16 protein-coding genes are annotated in these 17,409 nt (G+C 73.2%); 8 read left to right on the top strand and 8 right to left on the bottom strand.

The window, feature by feature from the left end; translation table 11 throughout:
* The first annotated feature begins 111 nt into the window (after positions 1–111).
* Complete coding sequence (locus tag J2W21_RS08140; protein ID WP_307114003.1) at positions 112–486, top strand: VOC family protein; 375 nt, start codon at positions 112–114, stop codon at positions 484–486.
* A gap of 9 nt (positions 487–495) precedes the next feature.
* Here J2W21_RS08140 and J2W21_RS08135 read toward each other — a convergent pair whose 3' ends face one another.
* Positions 496–915: a DUF5997 family protein gene (locus J2W21_RS08135; RefSeq protein WP_307114245.1), complete on the bottom strand. Its 420-nt coding sequence runs from the start codon at positions 913–915 to the stop codon at positions 496–498.
* Positions 916–973: 58 nt separating this feature from the next.
* On the opposite strand from J2W21_RS08135, the gene J2W21_RS08130 reads away from it, so the two are divergent.
* Both J2W21_RS08130 and J2W21_RS08125 read left to right on the top strand, forming a co-directional pair.
* On the top strand, positions 974–1,735 hold the full coding sequence (locus J2W21_RS08130; protein ID WP_307114002.1) for a LysR substrate-binding domain-containing protein: 762 nt from the start codon (positions 974–976) through the stop codon (positions 1,733–1,735).
* 158 nt (positions 1,736–1,893) lie between these two features.
* A complete protein-coding gene (locus J2W21_RS08125) occupies positions 1,894–2,691 on the top strand; it encodes an alpha/beta fold hydrolase (protein ID WP_307114001.1) in 798 nt (265 codons plus the stop codon).
* A 31-nt stretch (positions 2,692–2,722) separates the two neighbouring features.
* Here J2W21_RS08125 and J2W21_RS08120 read toward each other — a convergent pair whose 3' ends face one another.
* From J2W21_RS08120 to J2W21_RS08110, 3 genes are all read right to left on the bottom strand, one after another.
* Positions 2,723–3,193, bottom strand: a complete 471-nt coding sequence (locus J2W21_RS08120) for an NUDIX domain-containing protein (protein ID WP_307114000.1) — start codon at positions 3,191–3,193, stop codon at positions 2,723–2,725.
* A gap of 91 nt (positions 3,194–3,284) precedes the next feature.
* Positions 3,285–3,872: a hypothetical protein gene (locus J2W21_RS08115; protein WP_307113999.1), complete on the bottom strand. Its 588-nt coding sequence runs from the start codon at positions 3,870–3,872 to the stop codon at positions 3,285–3,287.
* A 140-nt stretch (positions 3,873–4,012) separates the two neighbouring features.
* Positions 4,013–7,708 carry a bifunctional proline dehydrogenase/L-glutamate gamma-semialdehyde dehydrogenase gene (locus J2W21_RS08110; RefSeq protein ID WP_307113998.1) on the bottom strand — a complete coding sequence of 1,232 codons (3,696 nt, stop codon included), beginning with the start codon at positions 7,706–7,708 and terminating at the stop codon, positions 4,013–4,015.
* A 90-nt stretch (positions 7,709–7,798) separates the two neighbouring features.
* Between J2W21_RS08110 and J2W21_RS08105 the strand changes: the two genes are divergently transcribed.
* Positions 7,799–8,710, top strand: a complete 912-nt coding sequence (locus J2W21_RS08105; protein ID WP_307113997.1) for a LysR family transcriptional regulator — start codon at positions 7,799–7,801, stop codon at positions 8,708–8,710.
* Between the two features lie 23 nt (positions 8,711–8,733).
* On the opposite strand, the gene J2W21_RS08100 is transcribed toward J2W21_RS08105, so the two are convergent.
* Both J2W21_RS08100 and J2W21_RS08095 read right to left on the bottom strand, forming a co-directional pair.
* A complete protein-coding gene (locus J2W21_RS08100; protein ID WP_307113996.1) occupies positions 8,734–9,192 on the bottom strand; it encodes a Dps family protein in 459 nt (152 codons plus the stop codon).
* Between the two features lie 70 nt (positions 9,193–9,262).
* Positions 9,263–10,264 carry a bile acid:sodium symporter family protein gene (locus J2W21_RS08095; RefSeq protein WP_307113995.1) on the bottom strand — a complete coding sequence of 334 codons (1,002 nt, stop codon included), beginning with the start codon at positions 10,262–10,264 and terminating at the stop codon, positions 9,263–9,265.
* Between the two features lie 168 nt (positions 10,265–10,432).
* Between J2W21_RS08095 and J2W21_RS08090 the strand changes: the two genes are divergently transcribed.
* On the top strand, positions 10,433–12,034 hold the full coding sequence (locus J2W21_RS08090) for a S53 family peptidase (protein WP_307113994.1): 1,602 nt from the start codon (positions 10,433–10,435) through the stop codon (positions 12,032–12,034).
* A gap of 84 nt (positions 12,035–12,118) precedes the next feature.
* Here the strand turns inward: J2W21_RS08090 and J2W21_RS08085 are convergent, their stop codons facing one another.
* Both J2W21_RS08085 and J2W21_RS08080 read right to left on the bottom strand, forming a co-directional pair.
* Positions 12,119–13,225 (bottom strand): GTP pyrophosphokinase, encoded by a 1,107-nt coding sequence (locus tag J2W21_RS08085; RefSeq protein WP_307113993.1) that lies wholly within the window; start codon positions 13,223–13,225, stop codon positions 12,119–12,121.
* A gap of 76 nt (positions 13,226–13,301) precedes the next feature.
* Positions 13,302–14,753, bottom strand: coding sequence for a sugar porter family MFS transporter (locus J2W21_RS08080; protein ID WP_307113992.1), 1,452 nt, complete (start codon positions 14,751–14,753; stop codon positions 13,302–13,304).
* A gap of 168 nt (positions 14,754–14,921) precedes the next feature.
* Here J2W21_RS08080 and J2W21_RS08075 point away from each other — a divergent pair, with 168 nt between their 5' ends.
* Genes J2W21_RS08075 through J2W21_RS08065 form a run of 3 tightly spaced genes read left to right on the top strand, consistent with a single transcriptional unit; the run spans position 14,922 to position 17,272 of the window.
* A complete protein-coding gene (locus J2W21_RS08075) occupies positions 14,922–15,860 on the top strand; it encodes a carbohydrate kinase family protein (protein ID WP_307113991.1) in 939 nt (312 codons plus the stop codon).
* A complete protein-coding gene (locus tag J2W21_RS08070) occupies positions 15,857–16,384 on the top strand; it encodes a YbhB/YbcL family Raf kinase inhibitor-like protein (protein WP_307113990.1) in 528 nt (175 codons plus the stop codon). The genes J2W21_RS08075 and J2W21_RS08070 overlap by 4 nt, the downstream gene beginning before the upstream one ends.
* Positions 16,385–16,423: 39 nt before the next feature.
* Positions 16,424–17,272 carry an HAD family hydrolase gene (locus J2W21_RS08065; RefSeq protein ID WP_307114244.1) on the top strand — a complete coding sequence of 283 codons (849 nt, stop codon included), beginning with the start codon at positions 16,424–16,426 and terminating at the stop codon, positions 17,270–17,272.
* Positions 17,273–17,409: the final 137 nt, after the last annotated feature.

The raw sequence follows: 17,409 nt of genomic DNA, 5'->3' as shown, positions 1-17,409 counted from the left end.
GTCGGGTCGGAAGCCCCAGCTTAGGCCGGGCGGACGCGGGCGGTGCCGGCGCGGCGTCGTGCGCGGTGGCGGACCCTAGGCCGGCGGCCCGGGCGTGCATAGGCTGTGCGCATGAGGATCAAGATGTGCTCCATCCACGTGACAGACCCTGCCTCAGCCTTCGATTTCTACACCACGGTCCTCGGCTTCGAGCCCCTGCTCGCGATGGCTGAGGCGAACCTGTTCATTGTGACCACGCCGGACTCCGGCGGCGTGGGCCTGCTGCTGGAGCCGAGCGACAACCCGGTCGCCGAGGCCTACCGCCGGGGCGTGTACGACGCCGGGCTGCCGGCCATCGTCCTCGGCTCCCCGGACGTGGTGGAGGACTATGGGCGGCTCCGCGACGCCGGGCTGGAGTTCCGGGGCGAGCCGGCCGAGGATCCCTCGGGCATCTCCGCGGTGTTCGACGACCGGCACGGCAACTGGATCCAGCTCCACCAGGACTGACGCGGCGCCTCAGCCGTGGCGGCCGCCGCGCAGCGAGCGCTCCGCCGCCGCGCCGTGCGCCCCGGACGCCGCGCGCGCGGCCTTCTCCTCGGCCTCGGCCTTGACGCGGCGCGCCTCCTCGCGCACCGCGGCCATGTTGGCCCGCTCCTCCTGGAGCCACTGCGGCCGGTTGTTGAGCAGTTCGGTGATCTGCGCCGTGGTGAGGGGCTCGGTGATGCCGCCGCGGGCGAGGCCCGAGATCGTCACGTTGAGCTTCTGCGCCACGATCGGACGCGGGTGCGGGCCGTGCTCGCGCAGCTCGGTGAGCCACGCGGGCGGGTTCTCGCGCAGCTGGTCGAACTCTTCGCGGGAGACGGTGCCCTCCTGGAACTCCGCGGGCGCGGCGGGCAGGAAGATCCCGAGCTTCTTGGCTGCGGTGGCAGGCTTCATGGACTGGGACGCGCTGCCCTGGGGGTTCGAGCTCATGGATCAAGGCTACCGTTGACGCATGCAGTCGGAGAGTGCCCAGCCCCTGAAGGTTGCCTTCGTCGCGGGGGTCGCGCCGGGCAAGTGGTTCCACCGGTGGGAGGAGCGCTTCCCGGACGTCCCGCTCGCCTCCCAGATGGTCGACGACGTCGACCAGCTCGCCGTGCTCCGCGACGGCCGGGCGGACGTGGCGTTCGTCCGGCTCCCGGTGGACAGGGACCGCGAGCAGCTCCACGTCATCCCGCTCTACGAGGAGCTCCCCGTGGTGGTGGCGCCGAAGGGCCACGAGATCCAGGCCTTCGAGGAGATCCCGCTCGCCGAGGTCGAGGATGAGCTCTTCGAGTACGACGGCGGCCCCTCCGAACGCCTCGACCTCGTCGAGGGCGGTGCGGGGCTCGCGATCATGCCCATGTCCGTGGTGCGGCACTTCAACCGCAAGGAGCTGCGCTACCGGCCGGTGACCGGGGTGGACCCGTACGCGGTGGGGGTGGCCTGGCGGCGCGAGGACGAGTCCGAGCACATCCAGGAGTTCATCGGCGTGGTCCGGGGCCGCGGCGCGAACAGCTCGCGGCAGGCGTCCGTGCAGCGGGACCAGGCCGAGGCCGCGAAGAAGCGCCGAGAGGACCGGGCCGCGTCCCAGTCCAAGGAGGCCAGGGCCCGCAATGAGGCGAGCCGGGCGGCCAAGGCCGCGCGCGCCGGGGGCGGCCGCGGCCGAGCAGGGGGCAAGCGGGGCCCCTCCGCGGGAGGCGGACGGCCCGGCGCGGGGAAGCGCCGCGGCCGCTGACCGGACGCGGCCCTGCCAGCACTCCGCGTCCACGGGCTAGCCTGAGCAGGATGGAACGCTCTGCGGCGGCGAACGGCCACGGCCCGGCCTGCGCGGCGGGCACCGCGGGTGTGTGCCGCGGGGCCGTCCGCGCCGGGGCCGGGCAGTAGGGGCGCGCCATGGAGCAGACCGGCCACGCGAACCCCTTCGAGGGGCTGCCCTCGTTCAGGCTCGGGTCCGGGCCGCCGCTTCTGGTGATCCCGGGGCTGACCCCTCGGCACGAGGTGCCGCGCGGGCCTGCCTTCATCGCCGAATCCCAACCGCTGGGTCCCCTGGCGCGGCGCCGCGAGGTCTGGTGGGTGAACCGGCGCCCGGGCCTCACGCCGGCGACGACCATGGCGGACATCGCAGCCGACTACGCGGAGCGGCTGCCGCGGTTCGGGGGACCCGTGGACGTCCTCGGGATCTCCACCGGAGCGGCCGTGGCCCTCCAGCTTGCGCACGACCGGCCGGAGCTCGTCCGCCGCCTCGTCCTCGTGGCCGGCGGCTGCCGGCTGGGGCCGGCGGGCAAGGCCGGGCAGCGGGCCCTCCTGCGCCGGCTCGAAGCCGGCGACCTCCGCGGCGCAGGGGTGGAGATCGTCCGGCTCGGCGGCCTCCGGCCCTCCGCGCGCAGCCTCGAGAGCTGGGCCGGGTGGGTCATGGGCCCGCTCATGTACCGCGGCTCCACCGCGGACGTCATGGCGGTGCTCCGCGCGGAGGACCGGTTCGACATCACCTCGCGGCTCGCGGCCATCGCCGTGCCGACCCTCGTGGTCGGCGGTGACGAGGACGCCCCCTACGGCGCCGCGGTGTTCCGCGAGACCGCACGCGGGCTGCCCCGGGGCCGTCTGATCATCTACTACGGCCGCGGCCACGTCGGCATCCCGCTCGTGCCCAGCTTCGCCAGCGATGTCCTCGGATTCCTCGACGCGCCCTGACATGCTGGGGAGCCCCCGGCCGCGCCGCGCCTCAGCCGAGCCGGGCGAGGAGCGCGTCGAGGATGGGGATCTGGCCCTTGACGAGCTTGAGCCGGGCCGTGGGCTCGCTGACCCACTCGGCGCGGTCCACCTCTGGGTACTCCTGGACGCGGCCCGAGCCCTTGGGCCACTCGAGCTCGAACATGTTGCTGACCACCTGCTCGGGCTCGAACTCCGCCTCTGCCGCGAACGCCGTGATCACCTTGCCGGAGGGCTGCCGGAACTCACCGAGGTGCACGTAGTCCCCCGCGGGCGGCGGGCTGCCCATCTCCTCCGCGAACTCGCGCTGCGCCGCGGTGAGCGGATCCTCGTCTCCCTCGCAGAGCCCCTTGGGCAGCGACCAGCCGTGCTGGTCCTTGCGGGCCCAGAACGGGCCGCCCATGTGCGCGATCCAGACCTCGAGCCCGTCCGGGGACCCTGCCGGGCGGCGGTACAGCAGGATGCCCGCGCTCTTCATCGGCATGGAAGCTCCATGGGCCCAGCCTACGAGACGCCGCTGGGGGCCGAGGAAGTCCTCGGCCCCCAGCGGGTGGCGCTGCGGCTGTCAGGGCTGATCAGCGGCCGCGGTGCGAGCTGCCGTGGTCGCCGGAGGCCTGCTGGCCGTGCTCGCCGGAACCCTGCTGGTCCTCGCCCTGCTGGTCCTGCTCCGACTCGTGCTGGGACGAGCCCGGCACGTACCGGTGCACCCACTGCGACACCCATCGCGGCGCCGGGGTGCCCGTGGGCCTGGAGTGGGCGGCGATGTAGGCCTGCTTGCCCACCTCCGAAGCGTGCTCGTTCGGGCCGCTCCCGTCCTCGCTGGGCTTGGGGGAGGCCGTCGTGCTCGGCTCGGGCGACTCGGTCTCGGTCGGCTCGGCCGATTCGCTGGGCTCGGCCGACTCACTCGGCTTCGGGGCCTCGGACTCCGTTGGCTCGGCGGACTCCGTCGGCTGGGCGGTCTCGGTGGGCTCGGCGCTCTCGCTCGGCTCGGGCGAGTCCGTCTCGGTCGGCTGGGCCGTCGAGGTTGCGGTCGGCTGGTCCGCCGCGGGCTGGACTCCCGGGGCAGCGATGGCGGCGGCCGCGGCGCCGCCGAGGCTGATGGCCCCCGCGGCGACAGCGGCGACCACCAGCTTGTGCGAGGCAAGTGCCGTGAATCTGGACATGAAGTCTCTCCTGTTCGGGTGACGTTCCCCGGGTGCATGTGAGATGGCAAGTCCATGATTCGTGACAGGACGTGTTCATGTCACTACTTCACATGACTATTTCCGAAAACTTCATGTCGTAGACGTCGCAGCGGGCTTCCTCAGAGGCGCACCGTTGCCGTCACGGGGTTCGGGTTCCCGAACCGGTGCGCCGTGACGGAGACAGCCTGCTCGTGCAGGAACGGGAGCAGCTCCACGCGGCCAGCTGACACGACCGGATGCGCATACATGGCCACATCCGGGGTGCCGTCCACGGCGCCGGCGAGGGCCCGCGCGGAGGAAACACCGTCGTCGTCCGTGCCGGCGATGAGCCGCACGCGCCCCGCGCCGAGAGCTGCCGCGCGCCGCAGCCAGGCGGCGGAGTCCTCGACCGCCACGGTCACACCGTGGCGCCGCAGCACGCCTTCCGCGGAGCCGGGAAGGCCGACGGCGGTGCTCACCGTCACGGCCGATCCCGCCACGAGCCCGGCCGCGGCGATCCGCAGCAGTTCGGCGACGCCATGTCCCGAGGTCGGGGCCTCGAACCGGACGGTCACCGGGACGGGGCGGTACCGGAACACGTTGCGCTCGCAGGCCAGGGCTGAGACGTCCTTCGAGATGCCGAACTCCTCGGCCCACGCGGCGGCGTCCGAGCCGAGGGCGGCGGCCAGCCACGCGGCGTCGGCTGCGGGGAGCTCCTCACGGGCGGAGGCGAGGAGGTCCGCGGCCGCCCGGCCGAGGTTCCGCCCGGTGGCCGGTTCCGCCCCGACGGGTGCGTCCGTCCAGGAGCCGAGGCCCACGAGGTAGTTGGGTCCGCCCGCCTTAGCCCCGGCGCCGACGGCGGACTTCTTCCAGCCGCCGAAGGGCTGCCGCTGGACGATCGCGCCCGTGATGCCGCGGTTGACGTACAGGTTGCCGGCGGCGATGTGCTCGGCCCAGTACTCGATCTCGGCGGCGTCGAGGGAGTGGAGCCCGGAGGTCAGGCCGTAGTCGACCCGGTTGACGAGCTCAACGGCCTCCTCGAGCGTCCGGGCGGTCATGACGCCGAGGACCGGGCCGAAGTACTCGGTCAGGTGGTACTCGCTCCCGGGCCGGACGCCCGCACGCACCCCGGGGCTCCAGAGCTTGCCGGAGTCGTCGAGCTGGCGCGGTTCGAGCACCCAGTGCTCGCCCGGGCCGAGCTCGGTGAGGCCGCGGCGCAGCTTCTCGCCCGGGGGCTCGATGACGGGCCCCATCTGGCTGCGCGGGTCCCACGGGTAGCCGACGTGGAGCGACTCGACCGCGTCGACGAGCTGGTTGCGGAACCGCTGGGACCGGGCGACCGAGCCCACGAGGACCACGAGCGAGGCGGCCGAGCACTTCTGCCCGGCGTGCCCGAACGCGGAGTAGGCCACGTCCTTCGCGGCGAGGTCGAGGTCCGCGCTCGGAGTGACGATGACGGCGTTCTTCCCGCTGGTCTCGGCGAGCAGCGGCAGGTCCGGCCGGAAGGAGCGGAACAGCTGCGCCGTCTCGTAGCCGCCCGTGAGGATCACCCGGTCCACGTCGGGGTGCGCGATGAGCCGTTGGCCGAGTCCGCGCTCCGGCAGCTGCACGAGTCGGAGCACCTCGGGCCCGACCCCGGTCTGCGCTCGGGTCGCCTCGAGCGCTTCCCACAGCGCCGTGACCATCACCGCGCCGCTGCGGCGGGCCTGCTGGGCCGGCTTGATGACGACGCCGGAGCCGGCGGCGAGCGCGGCGAGCGTGGATCCCGCGGGGATCGCCACCGGGAAGTTCCAGGGCGGCGTCACGACGGTGAGGCGGCTGGGCACGAACCGGGCGCCCTCGACGGCGTCGAGCTCGCGGGCGAGCGTCGCGTAGTAGTGGGCGAAGTCGACGGCCTCGGAGACCTCGGGGTCGCCCTGGTCGAGCGTCTTGCCCGTCTCGGAGGCCATGGCCTCGAGAAGGTCCGCGCGGTGCCGCTCGAGCGAGCGGCCCATCTCGTCAAGGACGGCGGCGCGCTGGACGCCGGTGAGCGCCCCCCACGCCTCGCCGGCCGAGGCTGCCGCACGGACGACGTCGTCGAGCTCGCCTTCGGTGCCGATCGTCGCCTCTTCGATCGCGTCCATGCCGATACGGCTATATTCGGCGCGGGCGATGATATCGCGTCCCCACTGCCGGTTGGCGGGGAGGTCGGGGTCGGTGTCCGGGGTGTTGGCGAAGCCCGCCCCGGCCCTCCATCTGTGAGTCACGCCCTGGGAGTCGCCCGAGGTGACCCCGAGCAGGTGACTCCCGGACGGGGCGGGGAGGTCGCGGCTGCGGTCCTGGGTCCGGTTCGGGGCGGGAAGGGCCGGCTGGCCGTCGGGTCCTGTGAACGGGGCGGAGCCGAGGGCCTCGAGGGAGGCGAGGAAGCGCTCCTTCTCCCGCTCGAAGAGGGCGGCGCCGCGGGGATCGTCCGAGCCCAGCTCGAAGACCGCGGACATGAAGTTCTCCTGGCTCGCGCCCTCCTCGAGGCGGCGGATCAGGTAGGCGATCGCGACGTCGAACTCGTCCGGGTGCACCACGGGCGTATACAGCAGCAGGTGGCCCACGTCGGCCAGCACGGCCTGCGCCTGCGCCGACGCCATGCCGAGGAGCATCTCGAACTCGATCAGCCCGGAGCCTGCGCTCACCCCCGTGTCCACACCGCGGGCCTTCGCGAGCAGCCACGCGAGGGCGACGTCGAACAGGTTGTGCCCGGCGACGCCCACCCGCACGTTGGCCAGGTGCTCGGGCGTGAGCGCGTAGTCGAGGATCGCCTTGTACGAGGTGTCGGTCTCCCGCTTGGAGCCCCACGTCGCGGCCGGCCAGCCATGGATCTCCGCATCCACGTGCTCCATGGGCAGGTTGGCGCCCTTGACCACGCGGACCTTGATCGGCGCGCCGCCGCCGGCCACGCGCTGCGCGGCCCACTCCTGGAGGTGGACCATCGCCCCGAGCGCGTCCGGCAGGTACGCCTGCAGCACGATCCCGGCCTCGAGGCCTCGGAACTCCTCGCGCTCGAGCAGCCGCGTGAAGACTGCGATCGTCAGGTCGAGGTCCTTGTACTCCTCCATGTCCAGGTTGATGAACTTGCGGGTGGGGGCCGAGGCGGCCAGGCGGTAGAGCGGGGTGAGCGACTCGACGATGTGGGCCACGGCCTCCTCGAACGCCCAGTGGTTGTGCGGCGCCACGGTCGAGGAGACCTTGATCGAGGCGTAGTCGACGTCGTCGCGGGCCAGCAGCCGCCGGGTGCCCTCGAGCCGCCGCGACGCCTCGCCCCGGCCGAGGATCGCCTCGCCCAGCAGGTTCATGTTCAGCCGGATGCCCGGCTTCCGGATCTTGGCGATCGCGGGGCCCAGGCGGGCGTCCGAGGCATCCACGATCAGGTGGCCCACCATCTCGCGGAGGACGCGGCGGGCCACGGGCACCACCACGCCGGGGGCGGCAGGCGCCAGCGCTCCGCCCGCGGCGAGCGCGGCGCGCAGCGGCCACGGCAGGAAGGCGGGGGCCTTGGCCGAGAGCGCCCTGAGGTTGCGCGCCGCGACACCGAGGTCCTCCGGGCGCACCACGCCGTCGACGAATCCCACGGTGAAGGACAGGCCGTCCGGGTCCTGGAGCACGCCCGCCAGCTGCGCCGCGGCCGCATCGACGGGCAGCGCGGCGGCGGCGTCGAGCCACCTGCGGACCTGCGCGACGGCGTCGTCGGCGAGGTCCTGGGGACGGATGGGGTGCGGCGCGGCCAGTGCCCGCGCGGCCGGAGCCGGAGCGGAGGGGGCGGGGGCGCTGCCCGCGGAGCTCCGGGCGTGGATGTGCGTGGTCATGGAGCCAGTATGTGACGCACAATACGAAAGGAGAAGTGATGATTTCTGACCGGTACCGGTGAGGAAATCCGACGGAAGAAAGGAGGCCCCGTGCTTGAGATCCGCCGCCTCAGACTGCTCCGTGAGCTGAGCATCCGCGGGACGCTCGCGGGCGTCGCGGAGGCCCTCGCCTATAGCCCCTCATCGGTGTCGCAGCAGCTGGCCCTGCTCGAGGGGGAGGCGGGGGTGCCGCTCACGCGCAAGTCCGGCCGCGGCGTCGTGCTCACTCCGGAGGCCGAGGTCCTCGTGGCGCACACCGAGACCCTTCTGGCCGAGCTCGAGCGCACCGAGGCGGCCCTCGCGGCCAGTGCGAGCGAGGTGCAGGGCACCGTGCGGCTCGCGGTCTTCCAGACTGCGGCCCTCGCTCTTCTGCCGGCGGCGCTGCGCGCCCTGGGGGAGCGGCACCCGCTGCTGCGCGTGGAGATGGTCCAGCACGAGCCCGAGACGGCGCTGCGCGAGACCTGGGCGCGCAGCTTCGACATCGTCGTGGCCGAGCAGTACCCCCACCACGCGGCTCCCCACTACCCCGGGCTGGACCGGCAGCGCCTGACGCAGGATGCGATCCGGCTCGCCCTCCCGCCCGCGGGCTCCGGCGCCGCGTTCGACGGTGCCGGCGCGCTCTCCGAGGTCGCGGGCCTGCCGTGGGTCATGGAGCCGCGAGGGGCGGCCTCCCGGCACTGGGCCGAGCAGAGCTGCCGGGCCGCCGGCTTCGAGCCGGACGTCCGCTACGAGACCGCGGACCTGCAGGCGCACGTCCGGCTCGTCGAATCGGGCAATGCCGTGGCCCTGCTGCCGGATCTGGTCTGGGTGGGACGGGCCCCGGCGGCACGGCTCGTGACGCTCGCCGGCGCCCCGCACCGGACGGTCTTCACCGCCATGCGCTCGGCGGCGGCACAGAACCCGGTGATGCTGGCCGTCCGCCGCGCGCTCGAGGAGGCCGCCCAGGCGGTTCTGCCGGCCTAGGGCGGGCCCCCGGACGGGGCGCCCTACGGCGCGGTCGTCTTGGCCTTCTCCGCGCCGACCATCCACGACAGCTTCTCCAGCTGGAGCAGGATCTGGTTGAGGATATCGGTGGTGGCGGCGTCGTCCTTCTCCACCGCGTCGTACACCCCGCGCACGGTGGCGCAGACGGAGTCGATGGCGGCCACGACGGCGTCGACCGTGCTCGAGGTGCTCACGAGGCCCTCGGTGGGCTCGGACAGCGAGGTGGTCTTGGCCACGGTGGCGGTCCGGCCGTCCGGAACCGCGTGGAGGGCGCGCAGGCGCTCGGCGACCTCGTCGGCGTGGAGCCGCGCCGCCGCGACGACCTCGTCGAGCTGCAGGTGCAGGTCGCGGAAGTTCGGTCCCACGATGTTCCAGTGCGCCTGCTTGCCCTGGAGGGACAGCTCGATCAGGTCCACGAGGATCGCCTGCAGTCCGTGGGCGAGCTGGTCGGAAGCCTTCATGGCCGGGTCCTTTCCATCGGAACGAATCGGGATACCGGCCTCTTACCCCAGCCCGGGGCGGGGCAAAACCCTAGCGCCCGGTGTGCGCCACCTGCTCGGCCTCCGGCACCGGACGGCGCGCGAGCCACGCCGCCACCACCGCGCCGGAGATGTTGTGCCACACCGAGAACACCGCCGAGGGCAGCGCTGCGAGGGGCGTGAAGTGCGCGGCCGCAAGGGTCGCGGCGAGCCCCGAGTTCTGCATGCCGACCTCGAAGGCGAGGGCGCGCCGGGCCCTGCGGTCGAGGCGGCCGGCCTTGCCGGCGAGGTAGCCGAGGCTCAGTCCGAAGCCGTTGTGGAGCACCACCGCGAGCAGCACGATCCCGCCCGCGGCCACGAGCTTGCTCGCGGATCCGGCCCCCACGATCGCCACGATCGCGGCGATCACGACCGCCGAGATCCATGGCAGCGCCGGGAGGACCTTCGCCACGGCCTTCTTGAGGAACACGCGGACCACGAGGCCGAGGACCACGGGGATCAGCACGGTCTTGACGATGTCCAGGATCATGCCCCCGGCGTCGACGTGCAGGAACGAGCCCGCGAGCAGGAGGGTGAGTGCCGGGGTCACGAGCGGCGCCACGAGCGTGGAGACGGTCGCGACGGCGACGGACAGCGCGACGTCGCCCTTGGCGAGGTAGGCCATGACGTTCGACGCCGTGCCCGAGGGCGCGCAGCCCACGAGGATCACGCCGACGGCCAGCTCGGGCGGCAGCTGCAGGGCGGTCGCGATGGCCCAGCCGGCCCCGGGCATGATCACGTAGTGCGCCACGAGCCCGAGGGCCACCGCCCACGGCCTCCTGGCCACGGAGGCGAAGTCCGGCGGGGTGAGCGTGAGCCCCATGCAGAACATGATGACGCCGAGGAGGTACGGCACGGCCGGCGCGGCCGCCTTGATCGGGCCCGGGACGAGGAAGCCGATGAGGCCTGCGGCGAGCACGAGGACGGGGAAGACGGTGACGGCGAGCTTGGCGTCGCGGTCGGCCTTCGAGGGCGCTGGGGCATGGGCTGTCTGCTGGGATACGGCGGGGGTCACCCCCCTATGGTTGCATCGGGCACCTAATCGGACGAGTCGCGCCCGTCATCCGGACGAATCGCCGGTGCCGGGCATGGCCCGCGGGCCGCGCGGGTCGTATCGTCGCGGATACCGGACCGCACCCTCCCGCAGCGACGGGCCCGGCAGGGCCCACGAACGGAGAACGCCATGACCGACCAGCCCACCTCCGAGCCCTCTGCCGAGGAGCCCAGCGTCATTCTCGAGGGCTCGGAGCGCGCCCCCGCCCCCGGCCTTGCGGCGCGCCAGGCGGCCGACCCCGCCGAGCGCATCCAGATCACCGTGGTGCTGCGCCGCAAGGCCCCGCTTCCAGCGGAGCCCGGCGAGGCCCCGCTCTCGCCACAGGAGCTCGCCGCCCGTCACGGCGCCTCCGACGAGGACCTCAGGCTTGCCACGGAGACGTTCACCCGGCTCGGGGCCGAGGTCGTGGAAGCCGACCCCGCCTCCCGCAGGATCCGCCTGGCCGGCACGGTCGAGCAGCTCTGCCGGATCTTCGGCACAAGCCTCGAGAGGGTCACGAGCTCCGGCCCCCACGGTCAGTCCGTCGCACACCGGCATCGCACCGGGTCCCTGCGGATCCCAGCCTCGCTGGACGGCGTGGTCACGGCGGTCCTGGGCCTCGACGACCGCCCCCAGGCGAGGGCCCAGTTCCGGGCCATCCCGCGCGCGGCGGCCGGCACGAGCTACAGCCCCCCTGACCTAGGCCGGATCTACGGCTTTCCCGCCGGGACCGACGGTGCGGGCCAGACGGTGGCGATCCTCGAGCTCGGCGGCGGCTTCGGGCAGGCCGACCTGGACGCCTACTTCGGGGGCCTCGGCCTCGCCACGCCCACCGTCACCGCCGTCGGGGTGGACGGCGCCGAGAACCAGCCCGGCCAGGACCCCCAGGGCGCAGACGGGGAGGTGCTGCTGGACGTGGAGGTGGTGGGCGCCCTCGCCCCGGGGTCCACGATCGTGGTCTACTTCGGGCCGAACACGGACGCCGGCTTCCTCGATGCGCTCGTGCGGGCCTCGCACGCCACCCCCGCCCCGTGCGCCGTGAGCATCAGCTGGGGCCAGAGCGAGGACGCCTGGACCGCCCAGGCCCGCAACGCCATGGACCAGGCGCTCGCCGACGCGGCCGCCCTCGGCGTCACCGTCACCGCGGCGGCCGGCGATCGCGGCAGCACCGACGGGGTGGGCGACGGCAAGGACCACGCAGACTTCCCCGCCTCGAGCCCCCATGCCCTCGCATGCGGCGGCACCCGCCTGGTCGCCGACGCCGCGTCCGGGACCATCACGTCCGAGACCGTCTGGAACGACTCGCCCACCACGTCCGCGACCGGCGGCGGGTACAGCGACGTGTTCCCGGCCCCGGCGTGGCAGAACTCGTCGGCTCCCGCCGCCCACCGCAGGCCGAAGCCCGCCCCGCATCCCGCCAAGCACGGGCGGGGCGTCCCCGACGTGAGCGCGGTGGCCGACCCGCAGACCGGCTACCGGGTCCGCGTGGACGGGACCGACATGGTGATCGGCGGGACCAGCGCCGTGGCCCCGCTCTGGGCAGCCCTCGTCGCCCGGCTGGCCCAGGCGACGGGGCGGCGCTTCGGGCTGCTCCAGCCCGCCCTGTACGCGCAGGCAGGGGCCTTCCGGGACATCACCTCGGGCAGCAACGGCACCTATCACGCGGGCCCGGGGTGGGACCCGTGCACTGGGCTGGGCTCCCCGAACGGCACCGCGCTCCTGGCGGCCCTGGGCGGCCAGCCCTCCTTGTAGCCGCGGCGACGAGCCGGCACCGCGGACGACGCCGGGCGCCCCCTCGTGCGGGCGGGCCGCCCGGCGCCGTCGTCGCGGCAGTTCCTACCGGCCGGTCAGCCGGTAGCGCTCGATCTGCTTGAGCCGCCGCTGGAGGGAGTCCCGCCGCGGGTGGGGCTCGACGTCGGCCGGCTCCGCGGTGAGCTCGATGTGCTCCCGGCCGTAGCGCCACAGCAGGAGGTCGTCGAGGAGCCGGTCGGGGCCGGGGGAGTACCGGTGGTCGAGGGCCTTGCGGACGTCGGTGATCCGCTCGGCGTCGATCAGCTCGACGAGCTGGCGCGTCTCCGCGAGCCGGTGGGCGGCCAAGAGCTCGGCCGCCCAGCCCCAGTCGTCGTCGATCTTCCGGTCCACGTGCGGCAGGAGCGTCTGCCAGACCTCGCGGATCCGCTCGGGGGTGAGCGGGGCGGCGCCCTCTCCGCCCTCGTCCCAGAAGCTCACCACGGTCTCGTAGCGCTCGTGGAGCTCTGCGAACTCCTTCTCGACGACCTCGAGCATGGCCGCCGTGGCCGTGAACTGGCGGTCGAACTGGGGGCTCCAGGCCCTCGGGTCCTCGCCCTTGAAGCGGATGTCGTGCTCGATCTCGCTCCACGCGTGCGCGAAGACGGTGCGGATCTGGCACTCGAAGAAGTACGAGCCGTTGGCTGGCAGCTCCGGGTTGAAGACGGCCTGGTAGGCGCGCACGGTGTCGTTCTGGAGGGTCCGCAGGATCAGGTGCCGGCTCGAGTATCCGTATGTGCCCGACTCGATTGAGCCGATGGCCTTCTCCCGGTCCCCGCGGCAGTCGAAGATCTGCCGCTGCCGCTTGATGAGGTTGGCCACCACCGCGTTCTCCGCCGGCAGCTTGGTGATCACCCGGACGCCGACCATGTCGTTGAGGGTCCGGAACGGGTCGGGGAACTTGAGCGTGGGCTCGCCCCCCGGCACGGCCGGCGGGTCGAGTCGGGAGATCTTCTCGCGGAAGGACTCGACCGTCTTGGTGCGGCCCGTGACGAACAGGGGAGTCACCTCGGCGTCCTTGAACATGGAGATGAGGGTCTGGATCATGTCCCTCGTGACGCTCTTGAGCATGGGCCGGACGCGCTCGTACGTCGCGACGGACGCGTCCACGATGGCGCGCTGCCCGGCGTCGAGGTGGTCGTAGGTGGAGGCCATGCAAGAACCGTAGCAACCGGCGCCGACACTCGGCCCGGTCGGGGCAGGGGCGGCCGCCTGCCCCGACCGGGCGCTGCTACTTCTTGTGCACGAGGTAGATCGCGCCGGTGGTGACGTCCTCCTCGAGGGCCTCGAGGGTGCGTCCGCGGCTCTCGGGCACCTGGGTGATGACGAAGACCAGGGCGAGGGCTCCGACCACGGCGAAGAGGAAGAACGTTCCGGTGATCCCCATCGCGGCGACCATCGAGGGGAAGTAGAGCGAGAGGAACCCGTTCATGACCCACAGGGCGAACACCGCGACGCCGATGCCGAAGCCGCGCATGTGCAGCGGGAAGATCTCCGAGAGGTAGACCCACACGGCCACGTTGAGGAAGGTCTGCATTGAGCCGACGAACGCCACGACGAGGAAGAGGATCACGAAGGGCCGGATCGGGCTGGCCACCGGCAGGGCCATCGAGGCGATGCCGATGAGCACGTGGCAGGCCGTGGTGAGCGAGAGGCCGGTGATGAAGGTGGTGCGGCGGTCCAGTCGGTCCATCATCTTCAGGGCGACGATTCCGCCGACTACGGCGATGACGCCGGGCGCGATGTTGGCGATGAGCGCGCCGTCCTTGCTGAAGCCGGACTCGGTGAGCACGGTCTGGCCGTAGTACATGATCGAGTTGATGCCGGTGAGCTGCTGGGCCACTCCGAGGCCGATCGCGACGAGCAGGATGCGGAGCAGGTTCTTGTTCGAGAAGATGGCGCGCCAGCCGATCTGGTGGCTCGCGCGCTCCTCCTGGGCGACGAGCTCGACGTCGGCGAGCTCGGCCGCCGCGCGGTCACCGGCCCGGACGGTCTTGAGCACGGCGAGGGCCTCCGCCTTGCGGCCCTTCTCGACGAGCCAGCGGGGCGACTCCGGCATGCGCAGCATCCCGAAGAACAGGGCGACGGCGGGCAGCGCGCAGATCGCGAACATGATGCGCCACACGCCGGGGATCATGCCGAAGACGCTGCCGATGACGGCGTTGATGACGAACGCCGCGAGCTGGCCGATGACGATCGCGAGCTCGTTGCGGCCGGCGACCGAGCCGCGGATCTCGTAGGGGGCGAGCTCGGCGAGGAAGACCGGGACCACGGTCGAGGCGCCGCCGACCGCGAGGCCGAGGAGGATGCGGCCCAGGACGAGGACCTCGAAGTTGGAGGTGGCCACCACGGCGACGGTGCCGGCGAAGAAGAGGGCCGCGAGCATGATGATCGTGGTCCGGCGCCCCCAGGCATCCGAGAGTCTCCCGCCGAGGATCGCGCCGATCGCGGCCCCGAACACGAGCGAGGCGGTGACGACGCCCTCGGTGATGGGGGTCAGGCCCAGCTCGGCGGACATCGGGTTGAGGGCGCCGTTGATCACGCCGGTGTCGTAGCCGAAGAGCAGGCCGCCGAACGTCGCGACGAGCGCGATGAGGCCGAGCCGCTTCGAGTGGGGGCCGGGGACGAGCGCGGGGAGCTTCGTCGCGCGCGGTTGATGGTGCGGTGCAGCCGTAGCGGACATCGGGGACTCCAAAAATCTCGAGTAGGTCCAGAGTGGAACCATAGGGCACGGGCCCTACCCAGCCCTCTCCCCGCCTCCCGCGTCGGGCCACCCAGACCCACGTCGCGCGGGAGCGCCAGTTCGGTTCCGGCGGCCCGCGCCGCACCCCCGACTGCTACCGTGAATGCCATGCTGACAGTCATCGGCGAGGGACTCATCGACGTGGTCCGCCGCCCCTCCGGCACCGAGTCGCACCCGGGCGGGAGCCCGCTGAACGTGGCCGTCGGCCTGGCACGCCTCGACCATCCGGTCCAGTTCATCGGCCGCTACGGCGACGACGCCAACGGGCGGATGCTCACCGACCACCTCCACGGCGCCAACGTGCTCGTGGCCCTGCCGCCCGACGAGAGCCCCACCTCGGTGGCCCTGGCCGAGCTCGACCACCACGGCGCCGCGATCTACCACTTCGAGCTCGACTGGCACCTCCCCAGCCTCCGCGACCGGCTCGAAGGCCTTCTGGGCCCCACGACGCTCCTGCACACCGGCTCGATCGCCGCGGTCCTCGAACCCGGCGCGGACCAGGTGCTGCGCGCCGTGGAACGGGCCCGGCCCCGCGCCACCATCTCCTTCGACCCGAACTGCCGCCCGACCATCACCACCGATGCCGACGTGGTCCGCGGAAGGGTCGAACGGCTCGTGGCCCTCGCCGACGTGGTCAAGGCCTCGGACGAGGACCTCGCCTGGCTCTACCCCGGCGTGGACCCCCTCGACTCCGCGCGCCGCTGGCTCGGCCTGGGCAGCCCCGAGGGGCCGGCTTTCGTGGTCGTGACCCGGGGCGCCGAGGGGCCGTGGGCCGTGTGCCGCGACGGCGAGGCCTCGGCGCCGGCCCCGAAGGTGCGCGTGGCGGACACCGTGGGGGCCGGGGACTCGTTCATGGCCGCGCTGCTCTCAGCAATCGTGGACCGCGAGCTCGACGGCGCCCAGCGCCGCCCCGAGCTGCGCCGCCTCGATGCGGCCGAGCTCGGCCGCATCCTCGACTTCGCCGCGCGCGCCGCCGCGGTGACCGTCTCGCGCCCCGGCGCCAACCCGCCGTCGCGCGCCGAGATCCGCACAGGAGGAGCGTCATGAGCGAAGGACAGTTCTCGCTGAGGAGCCAGGACCTCAAGGACGGCGCCGGGCTCCCGCGTCCCCAGACGAGCGCGTACTTCGGGCTCGACGGGCAGGACCTCTCGCCCCAGCTGGCGTGGAGCGGCGCGCCCGAGGGGACCCGCAGCTTCGCCGTGACGGTCATGGACCCGGACGCCCCGCGGGCGGGCAGCTTCTGTCACTGGGCGGTGGTGAACATCCCCGCCGAAGTCGACGAGCTGCCCGAGGGCGCCGGCGGCGCCCCGGACGGCATGGGCCCGGCCGACTCCGAGGCCGGCCTCCCCAATGGCTGCCTCGAGCTCCTCAACGACGCCGGCTTCACCGGGTTCGTCGGCGCAGCGCCGCCGCGCGGCTCGGGGCCCCACCGGTACGTGTTCACGGTGCACGCCCTCGACGTCGGCAGCGTGCCCGGGACGCCGCGCAGCAAGGGTTCGCGGGTGCTCCGGGACATCGCCGCGCATGAGCTGGCGACTGCGACCATCACCTGCACCTACGAGGTCCGCTGAATGTCCGGAACCGAGGGCGGCCTGGGCGCCGCCGAGCTCATGCGGCTCGTGGCCAGCGACATCGACGGCACCATCCTGCGCCGGGACGGACGGATCACCGAGCGCACCGTCCAGGCGCTGCACGCGTGCGAGGAGGCCGGCGTCGAGCTCGTCTTCGTCACCGGCCGCCCTGCGCGCTGGCTCACGCCGCTGAGCGAGCAGCTCGGGCACGCCGGGCGTGTGATCTGCTCGAACGGCGCCCTCGTCTACGACCTCGAGACGATGTCTGTGGTCTCCGCGGAGGCCATCCGCCGCGAGACGATGCTCGAGGTCCGCGGGATCATCCAAGGGCTCTTCCCTGAGACGGCGTTCGCGGCGGAGACCCCGGCGGAGTTCGTCATGGAGACCGCCTTCGCCGAGCCCCGGCACCGGGCCCTGCTGGACCAGGTTCGCCACGGCGACCTCGCCGAGCTGGTCCCGGGGGACGAGGTGGTGAAGTTCATGGCGAAGATCGAGGGCATCACGGCCGAGGAGTACCTGCGCATCGTAGCGCCCCATGTCTCCCACCTCGTCTCGATCACGCACTCGGCGGTGGACCTGACCATGCTCGAGATGGCCCCGCTCGGGGTGAACAAGGCCGTGACGCTGGCCGAGTATGCGCACGCGCTCGGGATCGCGCCCGCCGAGGTGGTCGCGTTCGGGGACATGCCGAACGACGTCGAGATGCTCGCCTGGGCGGGCGAGGGGTATGCGATGTCCTCGGGGCACCCCGAGGCGCTCGCCGCGACCGAGCTGCACGCCCCGGGCATCGAGGACGACGGCGTCGCGCAGGTCCTCGAGCGCAAGCTCGCCGCGGCCCCGGGGACACGGAGACCTCGGCGCCCCGCCTCCGGGAGCCTGGCGCGGTAGACGGCGCCGCCCTGCAGAAGGACGGAGACAGCAGAGAGGGGGGGGGGGGGGGGGCCCCCCCCCCGCGGCCCCGGGCCCCGGGGGGGGGGGGGGGCGGCGGGGGGGGGGGGGGGGGGGGGGGGCCGGCCCCCCCGCCG

The organism is Sinomonas atrocyanea (assembly GCF_030811715.1).
In the GTDB taxonomy this organism is placed as follows: Bacteria; Actinomycetota; Actinomycetes; order Actinomycetales; family Micrococcaceae; genus Sinomonas; species Sinomonas atrocyanea_A.
Note: the sequence above shows the minus strand (reverse complement) of the source record. Positions and strands in the feature narration are given on the sequence as shown.